This is a genomic window from Lacibacter sp. H407, assembly GCF_037892605.1.
Taxonomy (GTDB): domain Bacteria; phylum Bacteroidota; class Bacteroidia; order Chitinophagales; family Chitinophagaceae; genus Lacibacter.
Map to the genome: position 1 here is coordinate 740,555 of NZ_JBBKTU010000001.1, position 24,449 is coordinate 765,003.

The 24,449-nt window shown below is 41.2% G+C and carries 23 protein-coding genes; 14 read left to right on the forward strand and 9 right to left on the reverse strand.

The window, feature by feature from the left end:
- The first annotated feature begins 22 nt into the window (after positions 1 to 22).
- Positions 23 to 2,746, forward strand: a complete 2,724-nt coding sequence (gene metH / locus WG989_RS03140; protein WP_340427283.1) for a methionine synthase — start codon at positions 23 to 25, stop codon at positions 2,744 to 2,746.
- 46 nt (positions 2,747 to 2,792) lie between these two features.
- On the opposite strand, the gene WG989_RS03145 is transcribed toward metH, so the two are convergent.
- Positions 2,793 to 3,560, reverse strand: coding sequence for a LuxR C-terminal-related transcriptional regulator (locus WG989_RS03145; protein WP_340427284.1), 768 nt, complete (start codon positions 3,558 to 3,560; stop codon positions 2,793 to 2,795).
- Positions 3,561 to 3,867: 307 nt separating this feature from the next.
- Between WG989_RS03145 and WG989_RS03150 the strand changes: the two genes are divergently transcribed.
- From WG989_RS03150 to WG989_RS03200, 11 genes are all read left to right on the forward strand, one after another.
- Positions 3,868 to 5,235, forward strand: coding sequence for a vanadium-dependent haloperoxidase (locus WG989_RS03150; RefSeq protein ID WP_340427285.1), 1,368 nt, complete (start codon positions 3,868 to 3,870; stop codon positions 5,233 to 5,235).
- 256 nt (positions 5,236 to 5,491) lie between these two features.
- On the forward strand, positions 5,492 to 6,073 hold the full coding sequence (locus WG989_RS03155) for a fasciclin domain-containing protein (RefSeq protein WP_340427287.1): 582 nt from the start codon (positions 5,492 to 5,494) through the stop codon (positions 6,071 to 6,073).
- Between the two features lie 243 nt (positions 6,074 to 6,316).
- Positions 6,317 to 6,982, forward strand: a complete 666-nt coding sequence (locus tag WG989_RS03160) for a DUF4331 family protein (RefSeq protein ID WP_340427289.1) — start codon at positions 6,317 to 6,319, stop codon at positions 6,980 to 6,982.
- A gap of 34 nt (positions 6,983 to 7,016) precedes the next feature.
- The gene (locus tag WG989_RS03165; protein ID WP_340427290.1) at positions 7,017 to 7,544 is read left to right on the forward strand and encodes a DUF4331 family protein; all 528 of its coding nucleotides are present in this window, start codon (positions 7,017 to 7,019) and stop codon (positions 7,542 to 7,544) included.
- Between the two features lie 93 nt (positions 7,545 to 7,637).
- On the forward strand, positions 7,638 to 8,942 hold the full coding sequence (locus WG989_RS03170; protein WP_340427291.1) for a tetratricopeptide repeat protein: 1,305 nt from the start codon (positions 7,638 to 7,640) through the stop codon (positions 8,940 to 8,942).
- A gap of 18 nt (positions 8,943 to 8,960) precedes the next feature.
- A complete protein-coding gene (locus WG989_RS03175) occupies positions 8,961 to 11,174 on the forward strand; it encodes a TonB-dependent receptor (RefSeq protein ID WP_340427292.1) in 2,214 nt (737 codons plus the stop codon).
- A gap of 148 nt (positions 11,175 to 11,322) precedes the next feature.
- Positions 11,323 to 12,294 carry a c-type cytochrome gene (locus WG989_RS03180; RefSeq protein ID WP_340427293.1) on the forward strand — a complete coding sequence of 324 codons (972 nt, stop codon included), beginning with the start codon at positions 11,323 to 11,325 and terminating at the stop codon, positions 12,292 to 12,294.
- A 64-nt stretch (positions 12,295 to 12,358) separates the two neighbouring features.
- Positions 12,359 to 13,129, forward strand: coding sequence for an exodeoxyribonuclease III (locus WG989_RS03185; RefSeq protein ID WP_340427295.1), 771 nt, complete (start codon positions 12,359 to 12,361; stop codon positions 13,127 to 13,129).
- Between the two features lies 1 nt (position 13,130).
- Positions 13,131 to 13,436 (forward strand): DUF4286 family protein, encoded by a 306-nt coding sequence (locus WG989_RS03190; RefSeq protein WP_340427296.1) that lies wholly within the window; start codon positions 13,131 to 13,133, stop codon positions 13,434 to 13,436.
- 285 nt (positions 13,437 to 13,721) lie between these two features.
- Complete coding sequence (locus WG989_RS03195; protein WP_340427297.1) at positions 13,722 to 13,991, forward strand: HU family DNA-binding protein; 270 nt, start codon at positions 13,722 to 13,724, stop codon at positions 13,989 to 13,991.
- Positions 13,992 to 14,114: 123 nt separating this feature from the next.
- On the forward strand, positions 14,115 to 14,234 hold the full coding sequence (locus WG989_RS03200; RefSeq protein ID WP_182803750.1) for a 30S ribosomal protein THX: 120 nt from the start codon (positions 14,115 to 14,117) through the stop codon (positions 14,232 to 14,234).
- Positions 14,235 to 14,315: 81 nt separating this feature from the next.
- On the opposite strand, the gene pdxH is transcribed toward WG989_RS03200, so the two are convergent.
- From pdxH to serC, 8 genes are all read right to left on the reverse strand, one after another.
- Positions 14,316 to 14,957, reverse strand: coding sequence for a pyridoxamine 5'-phosphate oxidase (gene pdxH / locus WG989_RS03205; protein ID WP_340427299.1), 642 nt, complete (start codon positions 14,955 to 14,957; stop codon positions 14,316 to 14,318).
- 60 nt (positions 14,958 to 15,017) lie between these two features.
- Positions 15,018 to 16,034, reverse strand: a complete 1,017-nt coding sequence (locus tag WG989_RS03210; RefSeq protein ID WP_340427300.1) for a coiled-coil domain-containing protein — start codon at positions 16,032 to 16,034, stop codon at positions 15,018 to 15,020.
- A 127-nt stretch (positions 16,035 to 16,161) separates the two neighbouring features.
- Positions 16,162 to 16,875 carry a UMP kinase gene (gene pyrH / locus WG989_RS03215; RefSeq protein WP_340427302.1) on the reverse strand — a complete coding sequence of 238 codons (714 nt, stop codon included), beginning with the start codon at positions 16,873 to 16,875 and terminating at the stop codon, positions 16,162 to 16,164.
- Between the two features lie 264 nt (positions 16,876 to 17,139).
- Complete coding sequence (locus WG989_RS03220; RefSeq protein ID WP_340427303.1) at positions 17,140 to 17,529, reverse strand: hypothetical protein; 390 nt, start codon at positions 17,527 to 17,529, stop codon at positions 17,140 to 17,142.
- 22 nt (positions 17,530 to 17,551) lie between these two features.
- Positions 17,552 to 19,345, reverse strand: a complete 1,794-nt coding sequence (locus WG989_RS03225; RefSeq protein WP_340427305.1) for an AMP-dependent synthetase/ligase — start codon at positions 19,343 to 19,345, stop codon at positions 17,552 to 17,554.
- Between the two features lie 123 nt (positions 19,346 to 19,468).
- Positions 19,469 to 20,485, reverse strand: coding sequence for a tetratricopeptide repeat protein (locus WG989_RS03230; protein ID WP_340427306.1), 1,017 nt, complete (start codon positions 20,483 to 20,485; stop codon positions 19,469 to 19,471).
- A 64-nt stretch (positions 20,486 to 20,549) separates the two neighbouring features.
- Positions 20,550 to 21,788 (reverse strand): DUF1015 domain-containing protein, encoded by a 1,239-nt coding sequence (locus tag WG989_RS03235; RefSeq protein ID WP_340427307.1) that lies wholly within the window; start codon positions 21,786 to 21,788, stop codon positions 20,550 to 20,552.
- A 77-nt stretch (positions 21,789 to 21,865) separates the two neighbouring features.
- Complete coding sequence (gene serC, locus WG989_RS03240) at positions 21,866 to 22,936, reverse strand: 3-phosphoserine/phosphohydroxythreonine transaminase (RefSeq protein WP_340427308.1); 1,071 nt, start codon at positions 22,934 to 22,936, stop codon at positions 21,866 to 21,868.
- Between the two features lie 173 nt (positions 22,937 to 23,109).
- Here serC and WG989_RS03245 point away from each other — a divergent pair, with 173 nt between their 5' ends.
- Positions 23,110 to 23,406 carry an RNA polymerase alpha subunit C-terminal domain-containing protein gene (locus WG989_RS03245; protein WP_340427309.1) on the forward strand — a complete coding sequence of 99 codons (297 nt, stop codon included), beginning with the start codon at positions 23,110 to 23,112 and terminating at the stop codon, positions 23,404 to 23,406.
- A 119-nt stretch (positions 23,407 to 23,525) separates the two neighbouring features.
- Positions 23,526 to 24,380 (forward strand): DUF6089 family protein, encoded by an 855-nt coding sequence (locus WG989_RS03250; RefSeq protein WP_340427310.1) that lies wholly within the window; start codon positions 23,526 to 23,528, stop codon positions 24,378 to 24,380.
- Positions 24,381 to 24,449: the final 69 nt, after the last annotated feature.

Genomic DNA, 24,449 nt, shown 5'->3' on the forward strand with positions numbered 1-24,449 from the left:
TTAGTGCCTTTGTGGCAAAAACATGAATACTATTAAACCATATTCAAGATTCAGCGGATTAGAGCCTTTGGTTGTTCGTCCGGAAACCAACTTTTTAAACGTTGGTGAACGTACCAATGTAACCGGTAGTAAAAAGTTTGCACGTCTTATTCGTGAAAACCAATACGAAGAAGCATTAAGCATTGCACGCCAGCAGGTAGAGAATGGTGCACAGATCATTGATGTAAACATGGATGATGCTTTGCTCGATGGTGTACATGCCATGACCACATTCATCAACCTCATGCAAAGTGAACCTGACATTGCCAAGATTCCGTTGATGATCGACTCATCAAAATTTGAGATCATCGAAGCAGGTTTGAAATGTGTGCAGGGGAAAAGTATTGTAAACTCTATCTCCATGAAAGAAGGAGAAGAAAAATTTATTGAACAGGCACGCATCTGTCGCATGTATGGCGCATCAGTCATCGTCATGGCCTTTGATGAAAAAGGACAGGCAGATACCAAACAACGCAAAGTAGAGATCTGTCACCGTGCTTATAAAATATTAACGGAGCAGGTTGGCTTTGCGCCACAGGATATCATCTTCGATCCAAACATCTTTGCCATTGCAACAGGTTTGGAAGAACACAATAACTACGGTGTTGATTTTATTGAAGCAACCAAAGAAATTAAAGAACTGATGCCGCTTACCAAAGTAAGTGGTGGTGTAAGTAACCTTTCGTTCTCCTTCCGTGGTAATGAACATGTACGTGAAGCCATGCACAGTGTGTTTCTCTACTATGCTATCAAAGCCGGTATGGATATGGGTATTGTGAATGCTGGTCAGCTGGTGGTTTACGATGAAATTGAACCGAACCTTCGAAACCTCTGTGAAGATGTAATTCTCAACCGCAACAACGATAACAACGAAGCCACTGAAAAGCTCATCAATTTTGCAGAGACAGTAAAAGCAAAAGGAAAAGAAATTGTAAAAGATGAAGCTTGGCGCAACAGTTCTGTTGAAGAACGTTTGAAACATTCGTTGGTAAATGGCATCACTGATTATATTGATATTGATACCGAAGAAGCAAGACAGAAATACAGTGCGCCGCTTGAAGTGATTGAAGGACCGCTTATGGCCGGCATGGATGTAGTGGGTGATCTGTTTGGTGCAGGTAAAATGTTTTTGCCACAGGTGGTAAAGAGTGCAAGGGTGATGAAGAAGAGTGTGGCGATCCTTACACCTTATATTGAACAGGAAAAAGAAGATCGCAAACAGGCGCATCTTGCAGCAGGAACAGTGAATGAAGAAAGTGCCGGTGCTGCAAAAATTTTATTGGCAACAGTTAAAGGTGATGTGCATGATATTGGTAAAAATATTGTGGGTGTTGTACTCGGTTGTAATGGTTATGATGTAATTGACCTGGGTGTAATGGTATCAACCGATAAAATTTTAGATACGGCACAAAAAGAAAATGTAGATATCATTGGCTTGAGTGGATTGATCACGCCTTCGCTTGATGAAATGGTGCATGTGGCACATGAAATGAAACGCAGAGGCATGAAGCAACCATTGCTCATTGGTGGTGCAACCACTTCACGTATGCATACAGCGGTGAAAATTAATCCGCAGTACGACGAAGGTGTAATTCATGTATTGGATGCGAGCCGTAGTGTAACTGTTGCAGGTAACTTATTAAGTCCGGAACAGAAACCTGCGTTCCTGCAAGGCATACAGGCAGAGTATGAAAAACTGCGTGATGATTTTAATAATAAGAAAGTTGTAAAACAGTTTTTACGTTTTGAAGAGGCGCAGAAGAATAAAGTAAAAATTGACTGGACTGCCTTCACGCTTGTTGCACCAACATTCACCGGAGCAAAACGATTCGATGCATACGATCTGGAGGAGATCAGGAACTATATTGACTGGCAACCATTCTTTATTGCGTGGGAACTGCATGGTAAATTCCCGGCTATCTTAAGCGACAGCATTGTAGGTGTTGAAGCAACCAAACTTTACAATGATGCAAATGCATTGCTGGATAAGATCGTTAAAGAAAAATGGTTAACTGCAAAGGGAACCATTGGTTTCTGGCCTGCGAACAGCGATGGAAAAGATTCTGTTGCGGTATTGCACGAACAGGCAGGACCGGATGAAGTACTGCATCTTCAATTCCTTCGTCAGCAGATCAAGAAAACAGAAGGACAACCGAATATTTCCTTAGCCGACTTTATTGCACCTGCTGAAACAAAAGCACAGGATCATATTGGCGCATTCGCTGTTACCATTCACGGGATTGAAGAGCACATCAAACGTTTTGAAGCAGCACATGATGATTATAACAAGATCATGTTACAGGCATTGGCCGATCGTTTAGCCGAAGCATTTGCTGAAGTGTTGCATCAACGTACAAGGAAAGAATTCTGGGGTTATGCAAAAGATGAAACGCTGAGCAATGAAGATCTCATCAAAGAGCAATACATCGGTATTCGTCCGGCACCGGGCTACCCTGCCTGTCCGGATCATACAGAAAAGTATAAATTATTTTCACTGCTTGGTGGCGAAGAAGCAACCGGTATTCATTTAACGGAATCACTGGCCATGTATCCGGCATCCTCTGTATGCGGCTGGTACTTTGCTCATCCTGAATCAAAATATTTTGGTGTCGGTAAAATTGAAAAAGATCAGTTGAATGATTATACCAAACGTAAAGGAATGAGTTTGGAAGAAGCGACAAGATGGTTGAGGCCGATACTGGAATGATAAAACAAATAATTGTGTTAACCCTCACTTTTCAAGTGAGGGTTTTTCATATCCATCCACCTCTAATTGCCTTTCCAATCAACTCGCCTGTATTATTCAAATGTTTTTTATGCAGCATATTCTTACGATGTGTATCTACAGTTTGTTTACTGATCTTCAGTAAACTGCTGATCTCTTTACTCGGTTTTCCTTCGATCAATAATTTCAACACCTGTTTTTCACGTCTCGTAAATTCTTCTTTGCTTTCAACAAATGCCTTTTCCGACACAACATCTAAATAAGAAGGCTCACCTTCCATCCCGATAAATGAAAGCATGGGTTTACCCTCCTGCTTCAGGTAAGTAATATCTGAATGCATATTTAGTGTTCGTAAAAACCGTCCGTTCGTATCATGTTCTAATAATATTCCCTGGTAAAGAATGCGGGCATAGTTGCCATCTTTTTTCCGGAACCGGATATCATATCGCACTTTATACTTCAAGAGTTTATCCATCGGCAGGTGGGAGAAAAAATCAACCACACTGTTGCCGATAGCTAAAAAAAAGGAACGATCGTCGGGATGGATCTTTGCGTTCATGAAGGGGATGCTAAATTCAGATGGAAGATATCCGATCACATCTTCAACTTCATTACTGATGTATTCAATCATCAGGTTATGATGGTTGATCACAAAGTAATACGAATCGCCAACGAGGAAAAAATTCAACAGCTTCTTGTAAAGATCAAGTTCGATCTGTAACTGGCTTGGCAAAGAATCACTACCAAACCATTTAAACATCCGGTTAAATGCCAGATCAAAAGGCTCCTGTTTCATAAACAACTTATTAGTGTATAAATGAAAAGAGACGGGTTATCCTTTTATTTCACAGAGTTTGGTGGTGATCAGGGGGAGAGGAGTAAACTGGTGTGAACGACAAAACTACCTATAAATCGGTATTTTTTATAGCTTTTATCAACCCTACATTTATATGTTATTCCTGGAAAAACGTACTTACTCCCTGCAATCCCTTTCTTTCAAGAGAAAGTAATTTTTACGATTTACTTTCTGAAACTGCTTAACCGGATTTTATCCCCGTGAGCCTGATGAAAATCATTCGTCATCATCACTAAAACTTAAATCTATGAGCAAAAAACTTCAAGGGGCGCTTTTTCTGTTGCTGTTCCTTTCCTTCGCTAATTTTTCCTGCCAAAAAGAAGTAAGCGAAGATCTTGCACAGGAAAAAAATGTCAGCCCGTCGAACAAGACCGGTGTAAACGGCCATCTGCAGCAGGCCAAAACATTCTCTTCTGATGTAATTATCCGTTGGTTAAATATGCAAATGGAGATGCTACGATTGCCACTGCCCGCAGGAACAGGTGCTCAGGCTACGGATCGCAGCCAGGCGTATTGTGGTATTGCGGCTTACGAGGCTGTTGTAAATGGTATGCCTGCTTATCAATCGCTCGAGAATCAATTAACGGACTTTCCGGAAATGCCAAAAACAGAACCCGGCAAAGCTTATCATTGGGCAGCAAGTGCCAATGCGGCGTTGGCTGAAATGAACAGGCGACTTTTTCCAACTACTTCAGCGGCCAATAAAACTGCGATGAATAATCTGGAAAGCACCCTGCAAGCTACCTATGCTACCGAAGTAAACGATGCAACCTTGCAACGTTCCATTGCTTTTGGAAAAGAAGTCGCAATAAGAATTTTTGCGTGGGCAGCAACTGATGGTTCAGCAAATGTAAATCCACCATACGTTCCACCTGTTGGGATGGGTCTTTGGGTACCTACTGCAGCAACACCTGCAATAAATCCGTATGCAAGTCAGCGCAGGTTACTTACACCTGCCTCAGCAAATGGCACAACACTTACACCATTACCGGCGTTTTCAACAGATCCATCGTCTGATTATTATGCCATGGTGAAAGAAGTGTATGATGCATCACTTACATTAACAACGGAGCAAAAAGCAATGGCTGATTATTTTAAGGATAATCCCGGCTATGGTGCGGGTGGCACTTATGTAGCTGCATTTACACAAGCACTCAACATAGCACAATTCAAACTGGATATGGCAGCGCTGGCTTACGCCAAAGTTGGTATTGCTCAGCATGATGCTACGATTGTTTTGTTTATAAACAAATACATTTTCAATGTGATGCGTCCGATCACCTATATACGGTTATACATAAATCCTGCATGGAATACCTATATCCCAACTCCCAATCATCCTGAGTTTCCTTCAGGCCACGCAACAATAACAGGTGGTGCATTGACAATGATGAGCAATGTGTTTGGAGAAAAATTTCCCATGACGCTGCACACATACGATTACCTGAATTATCCTCCACGTAGTTACAGCACGTTCACACAAATGGGATTAGATATTGCCAACAGCAGAATATATGGTGGCTTGCACTACAGGCTTACCTGCGAAAGAAGCATTGCACAGGGTAAAAAAGTAGCAGAAAATATCATCAGCACTGTAAAGTTTTTGAAAGAGTAAAAAGATATTCTTCATCTTTTCCGGTCATGTCCCGTCTTGTTTAATCAGCATTAAAGAAAACACCTGAAAAAATATACAGTTAACCAAGCCCCCGATCTATCGGGGGCTTTTCTTTAAAAAATGTTTTGTTTTTAAATCCGCAATTACTGCAGCTCCGTAACTGTACTTGTATCTGAATCAACAAAAGCAGTATTAACCAACAACTGCTCGTCAGGTAACCCAGTATATCAATCATCAATTTATAAATCTAAGAAACATGAAAAGAGTAAAATTGTTAGCCTTGTCAATTGCAGCGGTTGTTACCGTAAGTACAGTGAATGCACAAACTTCAACATCTAATAAGATGAAAGAAAAAACAGTGGAAGTTGGCGGTGCGCCCATGTACCCTTCAAAAAATATTGTGGAGAATGCAGTCAATTCAAATGATCACACAACATTGGTTGCAGCTGTTAAAGCAGCTGGCCTGGTTGAAACATTAATGAGTGCTGGCCCGTTTACCGTATTCGCTCCTACTAATGCAGCGTTTGAAAAATTACCTGCAGGTACAGTTGAAACATTAGTAAAGCCTGAAAACAAAGCAACACTTACAGCAATACTCACGTATCATGTTGTAGCCGGCCGTTTGGATGCAAAAGAAATTGCACGCCTTATTAAAGAAGGAAATGGCAAAGCTGAATTAACAACTGTGCAAGGTGGAAAATTATGGTTATGGATGAAAGACAAAACACTCTGGATCAAAGATGAGAAGGGTGGAATGGCATCTGTAACAATCAAAGATGTTTATCAAAGTAATGGCGTTATCCATGTTATCGACGCCGTTGTTTTGCCGAAAGGCTAAATATGTAGTCCTGGTTTTGGTTTACAAGAGGCTGGTTTCTACCAGCCTCTTTCTTTTTTCTGTTACTGCCAAAATAAGATGTGATTCATTGATAGCAGAATAATCACTAATTATTTCTCTGTTCAAAATCCAATCGCACTTCATTCAACGTAAGTGTAGCATATCTGTTCCACAAACACCTTGTGAGTAACATGAAAACGCATCATCAATCAAACTGAATTTTTAAATCAAAAAAATCAAACAATGAAAAAGAGAAAAGTTTTACTGACTGTACTGGCTGCAGTAGTAGCGGTAACCGGAGGCATCATTTACGCCGCCGATCACCTGGATGCACCAGCTGTATCAAACCAAACAACTGACATTACCGATGTGTATGTCTTCAATGGTGAAAACACAAACAACCTTGTATTTGTCGCAAATACACAAGGTTTACTTTCACCATCAGCAACCGGTGCTGCAAAATTCGATGAAAAAACACTCATTGAATTCAATATCGACAACAACGGTGACAATGTTGAAGATCTTGTTTTGCAGGCAATTGTTATGAATGGAAAAATGCGTGTATACGGTCCTTACAGACCAGCCGCAACTGGAACAAGAAGTGTAATTGTGCCAAGTGCATTTACTGCGCAAGCTGACGTAACTCCTTACGGTCAAGCAGCGAAGATTGGCGAAGGAAATGGCATTAAAGTATTTGCCGGTCCACGTGATGATCCGTTCTTTTTTGATCTGAATCAATTCAAAAAAGTAATTGGCGGAACAGCGGCAGGTTTTAACAATCCCGGTGATGATACATTCAAAGGCACAAACGTAATGAGCGTTGTTATTGAAGTTCCCAAATCAAGATTGGGTGCAAGCAGCACAGGCGCATTAAGTGTATGGGCTGAATCAAAAAAAGCAATCAACTAATCTCAACCATTCTTAATTCTAAAATTATAATCAGATGAAACTTAAAATAGGTTTATACACAGTTCTCGCAGGCGCTATGTTTTTTGTAGCCTGTAAGAAAGGCGAAAACACACCTGCTACACAACAGGTTTACGAATTACAGGATCAAATGGCTCGTCCTGCTATTAATACAGTATTCGTAGGCAGCGCCGATAAAGACGCTTTCAACGGAACCATTCCTTCAGCAATGAACGCTGCGTTCTTCACCAAGTTCAAAACAAATTTTCTTGCACTCAATCCAGGTTACACAACCAATGCATTGGGCCAAAATGTAGATCAGTTGATCGGTTTATTGGTAACAGATGTATTGAATGTATCAACTACCGCTCCTAAAACAACGTTTTTTGACGGTACCAATATTTTAACCGGTCGTGCACTGGGCGATGATGTAATTGATGTGGAATTATTGTTATTGTTTGGCGGTCCTGATGGAAGTTCAAACCCCGGCCTTACAAGCGATAAAGTAAGTATGAATGATAAAGCATTCCTTACTTCATTCCCTTACCTCGCAACACCTCATTAATCGTATAGACCGTACCAAGAGAATCAATAAAGGCGAAGGGGTTACAGCCTTCGCCTTTTTAAAACCAAACCAATCAACTACAAATTTAATTTTATGTACAAGTTATCTATCATCGCCTGCTGGTTTAGCTTTCTGTTTGCCTGCTCAACAAAAAATAATGCTGTTGTACAGGAAGAGATCGTCACAAATTTGATGGAACAGAAAAGCGCAAGTACTTCATCTGAAGTACTGAAAGCAGATATGCAGTTCTGGACAATGCGATTGGAAGAAAAAGCGAATGATGATTTGGTTGCACAAATCAAACTTGCCGGATTGTACAGCAGAAGGTTTCAATACAGCGGCAATATCAACGACGTACATCAAAGTGATAGCTTGTATCGTATAGCCAATCAAATTCAACACAAATTCGGTTCAGGTGTTTATCGTTCACTTGCCGCCAACTGTGTTACACAACACAAATTTTTACAGGCTGATCTTTATTTGGATTCTGCTGCCATCATGGGCGATGATCTCTATTTTACCAGACTGCAACAGTTTGATGTAAAACTGGAGCTGGGTCAAATGAAAGAAGCAGAAGCTATCCTCAACAGTCTTCGTTCAAAAACCAATTTCGATTACTACAGTCGTGCAGCCAAACTGGAAGATCACAAAGGAAACAGTGAAGCAAGTATCAGCTTTATGGAAAAAGCATACGCTGATGTGCTGGAATCAAAAAATGAGCAATTACTGCTTTGGGTAAAAACAAACCTGGCCGATATGTATGGCCACAACAACCGCATTCAGGAATCGTATCAACTCTATACTGAAGTAATCAAAGAAAATCCTGACTATTTCCATGCATGGAAAGGAATTGCATGGATCGCCTATTCAAACGACAAGAACACAACCCTTGCGAAAAAAATATTGATCTGGTTACAGGAAAAACATCCTGTTCCCGACTACGATCTGCTGCTGAGTGAAATTGCTGCCTTTGAACAAAACAATGATGCAAAAAATAAATACCTCGCTTCGTTTATTGACAAAGTAAGCAACCCGGCTTATGGTGATATGTACAACAAATACATGTTCAGCATTTTAAGTGATGAACTGAACGATCCAAAAGAAGCCATGAAAATTGCACAAACAGAAATTAATAACCGCCCCACTCCGCAATCGTACGAACTGTTTGCATGGGCACTCTATAAAAACGGACAATTAAACGAAGCAACACGTATTGCACAAAGCCGTATCATCAACAAAACATTTGAACCCGACGCTCTTTTCCATATCGGATTATTATTAAAACAAAGCGGCGATAAAACTGCAGCCAAACAATACTTAACGGAAGCATTGGAAAGTAGTTTTGAATTAGGCCCGCTGGTTACGAATGAAATTAAACAGGAATTAAAAACGCTATAACCTTTCATACTGCTGTTTATGAAAACATATTTACTCACATTCATCTTGTCTGTGCTTACCATTTGCACAATGGCGCAAAGCACCATTACAGGTCGTATTGTTGACAGTGTTACCAACGAACCGATTGAAGGTGCTGTATTGCAAACACGTTCCAAAATAACTACCTCGGGAAAAGATGGAAGTTTTTCGCTCAATGTACCAGGCGAAGAAGCAATTACCGTTTCAGCAATCGGTTATGCAAAGCAGGAACTCACCGCTTCTTCATCTTCAATTATCATTTCGCTTAGTCGTGCTGCATTTAATCTAAAAGAATTAGTGATCTCCGCAGGCAATGCCAGCAAAGTACATGCAACCATCAGCAAAATAGATCTCAATCAACGGCCGGTTAATTCTGCACAGGAATTTTTACGTTATGTACCGGGTTTGTTTATTGCACAACACCAGGGTGGTGGCAAAGCAGAACAAATATTTTTACGTGGCTTTGATGTAGATCATGGTACCGATGTAAAGATTACAGTGGATGGAATGCCTGTGAACATGGTATCGCATGCACACGGGCAAGGTTATGCTGATATGCATTTTGTAATCCCTGAATTGGTAAGAGCCATTGATTATGGAAAAGGAAGTTACTATACTGAGCAAGGCAATTTTAATACAGCCGGTTATGTAGAGTTACAAACCGCAAATCGACTTACACAAAATATTATACAAACAGAAGTGGGCATGTTCAACAGCTACCGCAATCTTGTAATGATGAATATGCTGCCGAAAAGCAATCAGAAACAGAATGCGTATGTAGCAGCTGAATATATTTATTCTGACGGGCCATTTGAAAGTGCACAACACTTTAACCGTTTCAACATCTGGAGCAAATACAATGTTGCATTGAACGACAACACAAAACTATCGGTGCAGGCAAATGTATTCAACAGCAAATGGGATGCATCGGGTCAAATTCCTGAACGTGCCGTTGCTGATGGAACCATTACACGCTTTGGCGCCATTGATAATACAGAAGGCGGCTATACAGGTCGAATCAACTTTAATACAAAACTTTCACAGCGTTTGCGAAACGATGATTTGTTGGAACATCAGTTGTATTATTCACGCTATCACTTCAATCTTATTTCCAATTTCACCTTTTTCTTAATTGATCCGGTGAATGGTGATCAGATACGCCAGCAGGAAGCAAGAGATATTTATGGTGCACAATCCACCTGGCAACGAACAAGAGAAAAAGGTATTACCCGCTTTATCAGCAGCATTGGAAGCGGTGTGCGTTTTGATGCAACAACAAATTCAGAGTTATCACGTACAAAAAACAAAACAGAAACACTGGAAGCCATTCAACTGGGTAATGTAAAAGAAGCCAATGCCTGGTTGTATGCCGATGAAAAAATAGAACGTGGCAACTGGCTGTTCAATATTGGAGCAAGAGCCGATTATTTTCATTTCGCTTATGCTGATCAACTGAATACTTCGTTACCATCGCAACAAAAAATGATCGTAAGCCCGAAAGTGAACATTTATTATACGTTTTCTAAAAACTTTCAACTCTACTTTAAAAACGGAAAAGGTTTTCACAGCAACGATACAAGAGTGGTGTTGCCACAAACCGGCCGGCAAATTTTACCCGCCTCCTACGGATCTGATCTTGGCTTTATCTGGAAACCATTCAGTTCATTACTTATCAATGCAACAGCCTGGCATTTGTTTCTGGAGCAGGAGTTTGTATATGTAGGCGATGCAGGTATTGTGGAACCCGGTGGCAAAACAAGAAGAGTGGGTGCCGATGTATCAGTACGTTGGCAACCCTCTAAACAATTCAGTGCAGATGCAAATATCAACTACGCACATGCAAGAAGCATTGAAGACCCGAAAGGAGAAAATTATATTCCGTTAGCTCCCACATTTACCAGCACCGGTGGAATTAACTATCAGCACAACAGCTGGAATGCAAGTATACGTTACCGTTACCTGGCAAACAGAGCCGCTACCGAAGACTATAGCATTACAGCCAAAGGATATTTTGTAACCGATGCGTCGATCAGTTATGCATTCCGCAAATTTGAAATTGGTACAGTAATCGAAAATTTGTTTAATACCGAATGGAACGAAGCACAGTTTGCTACAGAATCAAGATTACGCAATGAAACTGATCCTGTAAATGAATTGCACTACACACCAGGGAATCCGTTCTTCCTGAAACTGAAAATTGCATTTAAATTTTAATACGTGTCAGAACACTTACTGCAAAAGCCTTGATGAAACACATCAAGGCTTTTTTTATGAACTGCTTGCAGTTTTCTGATTTTATTTTTACCTTTTCTATTGCAGAACGTTCATTCGTTTACACTCATCAACCCCAAAACCAACCATCATGTTTAAAAAAATCCTGAAATGGACAGGGCTCATCCTGTTGTTTCTCATTGCCGGCATTGCCATTATTACATTACTGAATCAGAACAAAACATTTGAAGCACCATTGCCTGCTATTAAAGCATCTACCGACAGTGCTATTCTTGCAAGAGGCAAATATCTTGTTTATGGCCCAGCACATTGCGCCGATTGTCATGCAAAACCCGGAACAGAAGAGTTAGTCAACAGTGGTGCAGAAGTTGATTTGCCTGGCGGAAGAGATTTTGCATTACCCATCGGCCATATCTATGTGAAAAATATTACACCCGATAAAGAAACCGGAATCGGCAGTTTATCGGATGAAACCATTGCACGTTCTTTACGCTATGGCGTTGGGCACGATGGCCGGGCACTTTTTGATTTCATGCCGTTTTATAATATCAGCGATGCAGATCTTACAGCGATCATTTCGTATATCAGAACCATCAAGCCTGTAAAAAATGAAGTGCCAAAAAACAAGATGAATCCATTAGGCATGGTTTTAAAAGCATTCGTAATAAAACCTGTTGGACCAAATGGCACTCCACCTCAAACTGTACAACCCGATACAACGGTTGAATATGGACGATACATGGCCATGAGTGTTGCCAACTGTATAGGTTGCCATACCGATCGTGATTTAAAAACAGGTGCATTTATTGGTGAACCGTTTGCCGGTGGTTTTAAAATGGAATCGGTGACCGATCCTACAAAATTTGAATGTATGTCGCCCAATCTTACACCCGATAAAGAAACCGGTCGCATCTATGGTTGGAGCGAAGAACAATTTCGCAAACGAATTCGTGATGGTAAGTTGATCAAACACAGCCCGATGGCATGGGGGCCTTTCAGTCGCATGAGCGACCTCGAAATAAAAGCCATCTACAAATTTCTGCAAACGGTAAAACCGGTTCATAATAAAATTGAACAAACAGTTTACGAGAAGAAATCGTAACCACGAAAGAAAGGCGAACAGAAACAGTTCGCCTTTCTTATTTTCGCTGCAGAAAAAAATCAGTATGCGTATTATTTCTTACAACGTAAACGGCATTCGTGCTGCCATTAAAAAAGGATTGATCGATTGGTTGAAAACTGATCCTGCCGATATTATTTGCGTACAGGAAACGAAAGCGCAACTGGAAGATATTGACCAAGCTTTGTTTACTGATCTTGGTTATCATATTTACTGGTTCAGTGCGCAAAAGAAAGGATACAGCGGCGTGGCAGTATTTTCAAAAATAAAAGCCGATCATGTAGAAACAGGAAATGGCCATGGACCCAGTGATGATGAAGGCCGTGTTATACAACTTGACTTTGGCGACATTCGTTTGATCAATACCTATTTCCCCAGCGGTACCAGTGGCGATGAACGACAGGCATTCAAATATGTATGGCTGGATGAATATTTCAAATGGCTCAATGAATTAAAAAAGAAACATCCCAAACTTATACTTTGCGGCGATTACAATATTGCACATAAAGAAATTGATATTCATGATCCCAAGGGCAATAAAAAATCAAGTGGCTTTTTACCGGAAGAACGTGAATGGATGACAAAGTTTTTTGAAAGCGGATGGGTGGATACGTTTCGTGAATTCCATCCCGAACCACATCGTTACAGTTGGTGGAGCCAGCGTTTTCCAACTGTACGTTTGCAAAACAAAGGATGGCGTATTGATTACATCAGTGTTACAGAACCACTGAAGAACAACGTAAAAGATGCAGAAATTTTTCCGGATGTAAAACACAGCGATCATTGTCCGGTTTATCTTGAATTAAAACTGAAATAAAATGATCATATACAATGTTACTTCAAAAGTTGCCTGGGAAATAGAAGCTGAATGGGTGAAATGGATGCAGGAAGAACATCTGTCCGAAGTGGTATCAACCGGTTGTTTTACCAATGCACAATTATTGCGTTTACTTGAATCGGATGATGAAGAGGGTGCCACGTACACCGCACAATATTTTGCAACCACCAAAGAACTGCAGGAAAAATACATTGCTGAATTCTCAGCATCCTTGCGTGAAAAAGCATTTGCAAAATGGGGTAATCGATTTATTTCATTCCGCAGTGTGATGGAGCTTGTGCAGTAATTGTGGAAAATAAATAACTGCGTTAGAAACATTGTATACACAATAATCACCTGCTGAAACCCTTGCTGTACAAGCATTCCAGCAATCACTCTTCCGAAACCCTTGCTGCACAGGCATTTCAGCAATTACACTTCACTTATCATGTGATCCATAAAAAGATTTGTTTTTATGAAATCCTTTGCCCGTGCGGATTTGAGCGATTTCCTTACAGGTTTTCGTGATTCGAAAAAAATTTTGTTGGAAAGCAAAAGCATCTATATTTGTCCCACTTAAAAAACTTCTCACATGAACAAAGCTGAATTAGTTGCAAAACTTTCCGAAGATGCAGAACTTTCAAAGACACAGGCAAATGCTGTATTGGATTCTTTCATTGAAGCAGTTACCAAAACATTAAAAGGTGGTGGTAAAGTAACATTGGTTGGTTTCGGTACTTTCTCTGTAACCAAGCGTGCTGCACGTACGGGTCGTAACCCACAAACAGGTGCAACTATCAAAATCAAAGCGAAAAAAGTTGCGAAATTTAAAGCAGGTAAAGAATTGGCTGCAAAACTCTAATTGTTTGCTTCGTAGAAAAAGCAAGAAACCCTACGTTTCTTGCTTTTTTTATACTCAACTTCACAAAACAGGAGCTGTAATTGCTCCATCATCATTACTTTTACGTTTCAAATAAATTTTACTATGGGCAGAGGTGATAAAAAAACAGCAAAAGGAAAACGCTTTTTAGGTTCATTCGGCAAGAGCCGTCCCGCAAAAGTTGTTAAGAAAGCAGCTCCTAAAAAAGCTGAGAAAAAAGACTAAACACAATGTTGAAAAGTTAACAGGGTTGATAGGAACATCCTCATCAACCCTTTTTTCTGTGCATTGCTTCGTCGTTGAAGGTCAAGGTGCTAATCGCTCAATTTTCCAATTACCATTTTCCTGCAGCGAATATTGTAACCGGTCGTGTAAACGGCTGCTCCTTCCCTGCCAGAATTCAATGATCACCGGCTTTACACGGTAGCCACCCCAATGCGATGGACGGGTAACAGATTCTGTACTGAATTTTTCTTCCAGCATTTTCACCTGCTTCTCTAACCAGCTGCGGTTTTCAATCACATGACTTTGTGGCGATGCCCATGCACCTATTTGTGAACCCGTAGGGCGTGATAAAAAATATTCATCGCTTTCTGCAGCACTCACTTTTTCTACAATGCCCGTAATGCGGATCTGCCGTTCGAGCTCTTTCCAGAAAAACAACAAACTGGCTTTGGGATTTTCGGCCAGCTCTCTTCCTTTTGCACTTTCGTAATTGGTGTAAAATACAAACCCTTTTTCATCGTATCCTTTCAACAATACAATGCGTGCCGAAGGAACTGCTTCCAGTGACGCAGTTGCCAGCGTCATGGCATTCACTTCATCAATTTCTGATTCAATGGCTTGCTGCCACCAATCAGCAAATTGCAGAAACGGCGAATCGGCTACTTCGTCTTCATTCAATGTTTTGAGCGAATAATCTCTGCGGATATCAGCAATGGACGACATAAAACAGGTTGCTTTAGTGAGGCGCCAAAACTAAGGAAGGAATAGTGAACAAACGCTGATTTATTGATTTTGATTGGAAGAAATCCTTGCGAGCATCGCTTCAATTTCAGAAAGGCGTGACAGTTGCGATTCCAGCTTTTTATTATGATCACTCACCTGCTGTAAATCTTTGTTCAGCTCTTCTAAAAATTCATTCCGCTTATTGAGTTGCTGGCGTTGCATGTTCGATTCTTTCAACTTACTTTCCATTTCGATCACATGCTGCGACAAGCGGGAATTCTCTTCCACCAATTCACGTTGCTTGGTACGCATATCGTTTAACTCAACCGACAACATGTGATTGGCTTCTTCCAGTTCATCATTGTGCAACGAATGTGTTTGTGGCGATGATAACTGCTGCTCCACTTTCATCAGCTTCGATTGAATTTCATTGAACTCATCATACGCTGTTTCCAATCGGTTCTTCATTTCCTGTGTAAGCACAGTTTGCTGACGGATGGTATTGAGCTCACCTTCTTTCTCCGTTAATGAACGACGCAACAATTGTAATTGTTCCGAGAGATATTGATTCTGCTGTAATGTATCCTGATGTTTCTGCTCCACTTTTTCCAGCAGATCCACCTGGTTCAACAGTTTGGAAATATTTTGATTGTGCTGCAGCAAATGATCCTGTGCGGATTTTAATTGCGCCAGGTATTCAGCCGGACTTACATCTGCAGCAGCAACAACTGAAGAAGTTTGAACGATCACTTCCTGCGGACGTTGCTTTAATTCTTGTATCAATTCTTTCAACTCTTCAATTTCATCAACCAGCAATTGCTCATTCTCTCTTGCCTGCAGCAGATCTTTACTCAGGTGTTCACCCGATTCTTTCTGTTGCTCCAGTACATTGTAATATTTCATGCGCCAGTCATGCGCTTCTTTCTCATATTTTTCTACATCAATATCCTGATCAAACTGACTGCCATTGCGCATGTTCCAGAAATAATGGATCACAAAACCTAATACCAATGCACCTATCTGGAACATCACAATTTCTAAAACAGAAATCTGGATCGCAAGAAAAATAGACGGCATGGTTGTAAAATTTAGGTGCAACAAATTCTGCAAACGGATTGCAAAGGAAAGTTAGCTTCAATAAAAGAAGTGTGGAATAGTTGCAGGCGTATTTTTATCCCCAACCTTATACCGAATGTGCAAAGGCTTACCCGTTTACGATGGTTCCAACATTCTCGCCGGTTACAACACGTTTCAGATTGTCCTGCTTATTCATGTCGAACACAATGATGGGTAAGTTATTTTCCATGCAGAGTGTAAACGCCGTCATATCCATTACACGAAGGTTTTTGCTCAGGCATTCCTGGAATGTAATATGTTCAAATTTGGTAGCAGTGGGATCTTTTTCGGGATCGGCCGTGTAAATGCCATCGACTCTTGTGCCTTTTAAAATTACATCGGCATTAATTTCAATGGCACGTAACGAACCGGCAGTGTCAGTTGTAAAATAAGGATTGCCTGTACCTGCACCAAAGATCACTACACGTCCTTTTTCCAAATGACGGATCGCTCTTCTGCGGATATAGGGTTCAGCAATTTGTTCCATTTTGATCGCACTTTGCAAACGGGTGTACACACCTGCTTTTTCAAGTCCGGCCTGTAACGCCATGCCATTGATCACCGTGGCCAGCATGCCCATGTAATCGCCATGTGCCCGTTCAATACCTGTCTCTGCCTCGTTCATACCACGGTAAATGTTGCCGCCTCCAATAACAATGGCCACCTGCACACCCAGTTCAATAATCGATTTGATGCTTTTAGCGTATTGCGAAATAACGGTGGAATCCATTCCGAAATTCTTATCGCCCATTAATGACTCTCCGGAAAGTTTCAGCAGAATGCGTTTGTATTTTGGAAGCATGCTGCGAAGATAGAAGATTTGCCGTGACGGGAAAAAATGAATGCGGTTTTTGGGTGACTGGCGGTGGTGCTGCTATGACACTTTCGTTGCGTCGCACTCTTGTGCGGCATTGCATAGAGCAGCTATTCTTTAGGCCTAACCATTGACTTATACATTCCTCAATTCTAGAGATGTCTCCTGCCGTCGACATGACGGCGTAAGTGTTTGAGTAATCTTAAAGTTCCATTTAATCGGAGTGCGTCATTTCGAACTCCGCCAGTTTAATTAATAACGTTCTGCCCATTTTAGAGAATCAGGAAAAGGATACTTTAGTTTTTCAAAATCATTTTTACTAATCATCAACCTGTTCACATCGGGTTCGTCTTCAATATATATAATAGAAACATCCTGATAAAATAGTTCGCTACAAACAGTGCTTCCTAATTCATAATAACTTTGTTTCCCTTTGAACATCTTGCCTGAAACAATGAACGTATAATCGACAATAACACCAGCACCTTTTGATCTGCTATTACAATCTATAATTTTTGCTTTCCCCACAATACCTTGCCGCTTCAATTTATTAATACGACTTTCGTCACAAGAAGTAAAACCAAGTATCCCTAAAAGCATCATAATTAAAATCGTATAGTCTACAATCCCATTATTTGACATGAACTCCATTTAGTACAATCGTTTACAAATAAATCCGCTCAATCGCATCCCGATATTTCTCCATGATCACCTTCCGTTTTAGTTTCAATGTGGGAGTTAACTCACCACCATCCACCGTCCATTCATTGGCACAGAGTTCAAATTTTTTGATTTGCTCCACATGGTTAAACTCCCGGTTGTATTCTTCTACAATGTTCTTATACATTTCCAGTACTGCGGGGTTGCGGATGAGATCATGCACTGTTCCAAAGCTCACATTATTCTGACCGGCCCATACCTTCAGATTTTCAAATGAAGGAACGATCAACGCACCTGCAAATTTCCGTTCCGATCCCACCACCATCATCTGTTCAATGAATTTGCTTTCTTTCATTTTGTTTTCAATCGGCTGTGGTGCCACATATTTACCACCACTTGTTTTAAAGATCTCTTTCTTGCGATCTGTGATCTTTAAAAATTTACCTCCTTCCAGCACACCAATATCACCGGTGTGGAAATAACCATCACTGTCAATTACTTCAGCCGTCAGATCCGGGCGTTTGTAATAACCCATCATCACATTATCACCTTTGCAACAGATCTCGCCATCTTCCGCCAGTTTTACTTCCACTCCATTGATCACCGGACCTACTGTTCCAAACCGTCGTCCTTTTTCACTGAATTGATTCACTGCAATCACCGGCGATGTTTCTGTTAAACCATACCCTTCCATGATCACCATTTTGCCTGCGGTGAACACACGCAACAAACGTACCTGACAAGCAGCGGCACCTGTAACAATAGCTTTCACTTTCCCACCCAACCCTTCACGCCATTTTTTAAAGATGAGTTTATTGGCAATGGCGAGTTTGAGATTGTAGAAGAAGCCCCGGTTCCGTCCAACATCATAATGACTGCCCACGTCTACTGCCCAGAAAAATAATTTTTTCTTTAGCCCTGTTAACTCCTGCCCTTTTCCCATAATACGTTCGTACACTTTTTCGAGCAAGCGGGGAACAGTTGTAAATACAGAAGGTTGTACTTCTTTTAAATTATCGCCGATCTTTTCCAAACTTTCTGCATACCAGATCGACACACCATTGAACAGATAGATGTACGTGACCATCCGTTCAAAAATATGATTGAGCGGAAGAAAACTCAACGCTTTATCACCGGGCACACAAAACTCATCAAACACCATAGTGCTCGATACTACATTGCTGAGAATATTTTTATGGCTGAGCATTACACCTTTTGGTGTTCCGGTAGTACCTGATGTGTAAATGATCGTTACCATATCGTCGTAACGAATAGAGTCCGCCGCCAATGCCAATTGTTTGAAATCTGCATCGGTTGCTTTGCTCATTATTTCTTTCCAATGCAACGATGGCTGTAAATAATCGAATGTAAACACGGCCTGCACACTTGGTACTTTGGCACGTGCAATTTGTACTTTATCGTAGAGATCCTGATCACTTACAAACACCAGCTTTACTGCCGCATCATTCAAAACAAACTCAAGTTCAGCAATTGCCAATGTAGGATAAATGGGCACCAACACAGCACCTGTTTTTTGCACAGCCAGATCAAGCAACATCCACTCAGGCCGGTTATTACTGATGATGGCGATCTTATCTCGCTTCTCCACACTCATATCGTTGGCGCTGACGCCGAGATGGATCAACCCGGCTGCTAAGCGATCAACCGTTGTTTTTACTTCGGCCGTGCTGTATTTTTTCCAGATGCCGCCTTCTTCTTTGGCAGCAAACATTGCTTCCTGTGGAAATTTTGCTAACTGTACATCAATACAATCAAATAAACGTTTGGGACTCGTCATATAGCATGCAATTGAATAAGAAAATAGAACAGGGATATCCTGCTGTTGTAACAGTAAGTTAAGGAGAAAAGCGCAATGAAACGAACTAAAAAATCCTCCGTGATGCGGAGGATTTTCATTGTGTTAGTTACTGTTTTTATAATACTGCCCGTTGGGCACTTTAAATAATTTTGATTTTTGAAAACGTGTAAACTCGCTGTACTGTTCTGCATTGAGTTTGGTCCAGCTTTCATATTTTGCCAGATCACCGGCTGCTTCAAAGATCCATTGATTGTAGGCATCAAACATTCCTTCCTGCAGCAATTGTTTTTGATGATCGAACAATCGGAACGGGAATTTTGCAGCATAGTCTTTATTCCAATCCAGTAAAAAGCGTGTACGCAGCATCGTTAGTGATTCGCTGGTAATGCCATTGTTCACCACACTGCTGTTACGGTTCATCACCGCCATAAATGCTTCTGTAAATTCGTTCTTTTCTTTGGTAGGTTTTGCTTTTGGATCAACCACAAAGAATTTTTTATAACTGTCGAGCAACAGGTTTTTGATCTCAGCCGTGCGGCTGCTGTAACTTTCCATGTTCACAAAAATTTCGCCATAGAGCAGTGCCCATACTTTATCGGTTGTGAAATAGTAATAACGTGCAGCGAAATAATAGTTGCCTGCATAACCGGGATCGTTCTTGATACCCAACTCCCATTGTTCAATGCTGGTAAAATTTTCATTCATCATCCATAACAACTCACCGTACTCTGCATACAACGGACCGCTGGTTGGATATTTTTTCAACGCCTTCTTGTACATTTTCTCCGCTTCCTTCCGCTCCTGCAATGCCTTGTACACATTACCTCCGATCTGGTATGCCTGAACATCTGCATCATCTTTATCAACCAATGGTTTGATGATCTCACGTGCTTTTGCAAAGTCACGTTGATAGTAATAAGTCATTGCCAGATCTTTCAAGATCAAAATATTCTGCGGTTCTTTCTGCAATGCTTTGTTGAGAACGAGTACGGCATTGGCCCAATCGCCACTACGCATAAACTGTTTGCCTGTTTCGTGCAGTTGCGATGCATCAGGGTCCTGTGCTGTAGCAAAAAGACTCAGCAAAACAAAACAAAGTGTAAGGAGTTGTTTATTCATATCAGCGTCAAAAATAATTCAAAAGAGACGATTGTACGGTTGCCTCTCCGATATTCTGTTTTTATTATGATTCATAGATGAGGTGCGTCAGTAATCCATCTCTCAACTTCGGTTCAAACCAGGTGCTCTTCGGTGGCATAACATTACCGCTGTCGGCAATATCAAACAGTTGCTCCATTGTAACAGGGTACAAACTGAAAGCAACCTGCATGTCACCATTGTCAACACGTTTCTGCAATTCACCTAATCCGCGGATACCACCTACAAAATCGATCCGTTTATCAGTACGTTGATCTTTAATACCAAGATGTTTATCAAGAATATTATCAGATAAGATGGTTACATCCAGCACACCAATGGGATCTGTTTGATAGGTTCCTTCTTTTGCCGTGAGTTGATACCAGTTCTTGTCAAGATACATGCCAAAGCTGTGCAACTGTGTTGGCTTTACCGGATCTTTCCCCACCAATGCCACATCAAAATCGGCTTTGATCTTTTCCAGCAGTTCATCAGCCGATAAACCGTTGAGGTCTTTTACGACACGATTGTAATCGAGTATCTGCAATTCACTGGCAGGAAACAAAGTGGTTAAAAAATAATTGCTTTCTTCCGTTGCGGCATCCCATAATGCGGCACGAACTTTAGCCGCAGATGCTGCACGATGATGTCCATCGGCAATATAGGTTTGTGGTACCTGTTGCTCAAATAACGTGCTGATGGTTCTGATGGATGTATCATCATTCACCACCCAGATCGTATGTTGGATACCATCATCAGCAGTAAAATCGTAGATCGGATTTTTTTCTGTTTTCCATTTAGCGATCAGTTCATTCATCTGCTCTACATCACGATAGGCTAAAAACACATTGCCTGTTTGTGCGCCACTGATCTTGATATGATTGATACGATCGTTCTCTTTTTCAGGACGTGTAAACTCGTGTTTCTTGATCACATCGTTTTCATAATCAACAACAGCACTCCCACACACCAAGCCAGTTTGACTTCGACCATTCATGATCAACCGATAGATATAATAACAGGGTTTGCTTTCACGAAACAAAATATCACGCTGCATAAAAGCGGCAAGATTTTCTTTTGCTTTGAGATACACTTCCGGTGCATAATGATCTGTTTCTTCGGGCAGATCAATTTCGGGTTTGGTAACGTGCAGAAACGAATAAGGATTGCCTTGTGCTTCTTCTTTTGCCTCTTTGCTGTTGAGCACATCGTAAGGACGTGCTGCCACTTGCTTGGCGAACTGGGCCTGCGGACGCAGTGCCTTAAACGGAACGATTATAGCCATATATTTTTTTCTTACTAACCGGCTGCAAAGAAACGGAAATTTCAGGTGGTATCGGGATAAATTGCAGCCTGCTCTGCTTACCCGATTTTCTGTGAAAAGTCCCGCAGCAATGCAACCATCGCCTCCACACTTTCCATTTGTAACGCATTGTACAAGCTGATGCGGAATCCGCCTACACTGCGATGACCTTTTACACCATACATACCACTCTCTTTGCACATCTTCATAAACAGCGCTTCTTTTTCAGGATCATCCATGGTAAACACCACATTCATTTTACTCCGGTCAGCTGTTGCCACCGGTAAATTGATGAAAGGAATTGATTCCAATGTGCTGTACAGCAACGCTGCTTTTTGATCATTGATGGTTTCAATAGCTGCTACACCACCTTGTGCTTTTAACCAACGCAACGTAAGCATCGCTACATACACGGCAAATACAGGCGGCGTATTGAGCATACTGCCTTCTTTGATATGATTGCGGTAATCGAGAATGGTTGGAATGTTACGTTCAACCTTACCCAAAATATTTTTATTGACGATCACCAGGTTTACCCCTGCTGCTCCCATGTTTTTTTGTGCGCCGGCATAGATGATATCGAATTTATTAAAATCCAGTACACGGCTCAAAATATCACTACTCATGTCAGCAACAATCGGCACACCGCAATCGTAAGGTAATTGATGCCATTGTGTACCGGCAATGGTTTCGTTCGTAGTGATGTGCAAATAAGCAGCCGTTGCAGGAACAGCCAACTCATGCGGCATTGTCGTATAGTTAGTGTCTTTGGATGAACCCACAATTTCAACATGCCCAAACAACTTTGCTTCTTTAATGGCCTTACCTGCCCATGTTCCGGTTTCGGTATAAGCAGCCATTTCGTTTTCGTTCAACAGGTTCATGGGAACTTGCATAAACTGCGTAGTAGCGCCGCCATGCAGAAACAATACTTCATGCTCATCGTCCAGTTGCATCAATTCCTTCACGAGCAAACGGGCTTCCTGCATTACGTCTTCAAATAACGGTGTGCGGTGACCGATTTCAAGAATCGACAAACCGCTGTTATGAAAATTAAGAATCGCCTCACTTGCCTGCTGAAAAACTTCCTTCGGTAAAATAGAAGGACCTGCGTTGAAATTGTGCATCATGATGGCGAAATTAATTGATTTGAAAGGAACAATTGTTAGGAGCTTACTGCCCCGTCTGACCAAAGGTCGGCCGGGGATTCAAAGGGCTGCCAACCTTTAACACAAAATCGTTCATTGAAAAGATTGGCAACCATTCATTCCCGTTTTTATCTTTATCCAAAATCAGATCACACATGCCAACAACAAAAGGAACACTTCGCAGTTGCAAAAAAGGGCATCAGTATTATAAAAGCAGCGATTGCCCGGTTTGTCCCATTTGTGCGGCCGAAGAAAAACCGGAAGATGGATTTCTCTCGATGATCAGTTCACCGGCACGAAGAGCCTTGCAAGGCCAAGGCATCAACACCATCCAGCAACTGGCAACATGGAATAAAAAAGAGTTGTTGAAACTACATGGGTTCGGCCCGTCAGCCATTCCAAAGTTGTTAGTGGAATTACAGAAACATGGGCTTTCATTTGCTGATGACTAAGGAAATATGTGTTCATCGGTCTAAGCATTGAAGGTTGGCAACCCTGCTAATACTTTCTACACTGTTTTTACGTTTCTCTTTCGAATAGTATCTTTAGGCCTCTATCCAACTATCGATGTATGAAAAAACTCTTCTTTTTGTTTTGTCTTTTACCTGTATTGCTGCAAGCGCAGAACTTTCATTTATCATTTCGTGGAGGACTGGCCAATTACCAGGGCGATCTGCAGAAGAAAGCCTTCACGTTCAATCAATCAAAATTTGTAGGCAGTATTGGTGCCCGTTATGATTTGACGGAACATTTAGTGGCACGAACGCATTTCAGTTTGGGGATGTTGCGTGCTGCCGATGCAAAAAGCAAAAGCGCTTCGTTGCAAAGCCGTAACCTCAGTTTTCAAACCAACTTGTTTGAATGGGAACTCGGCGCACAATACAATATTTTTAATCTGAATTATAAATGGTGGACGCCTTACGTGTTTGCAGGTGGTGCGTTATATCGCATTAAACCATTTACGGCTGATAACAGCGGCACCAAAGTTTTTCTGCAACCATTAAGTACCGAAGGACAGGGAATTCTTCCCGGCAAGAAAGCATACAAGTCAACACAATTCTCTATTCCGTTTGGCATTGGTGCTGAATATTTATTGACGGAAGATTTGCGTGTTGGTTTGGAACTGGGCTATCGCAAAACGTTCACCGATTATATTGATGATGTAAGTACAAGTTATGTTGATCAGGCAACCTTGCTTGCAGCCCGTGGACAAACTGCTGTTGACATGGCTTATCGTGGCAGTGGTACCTATCCAACCGGTGGCAGTTTACGTGGCAGTGAAAAAAATAAAGACGCTTATTATTTTGTACAGCTAACTATTATCTGGCGCCCATTTGTGGATTGGTACGAACGCACATCGGGCATTGCATCATTCAAGAAAAATAAAAAAGTGGGATGTCCCGGTGTTAGAGAGAAAGGGTACTGATAGAGTCGCAGATGACACAGATTTAAATGATGAGCACAGATTTTTTGTGCCTTCTTCGATCTTCTTTGC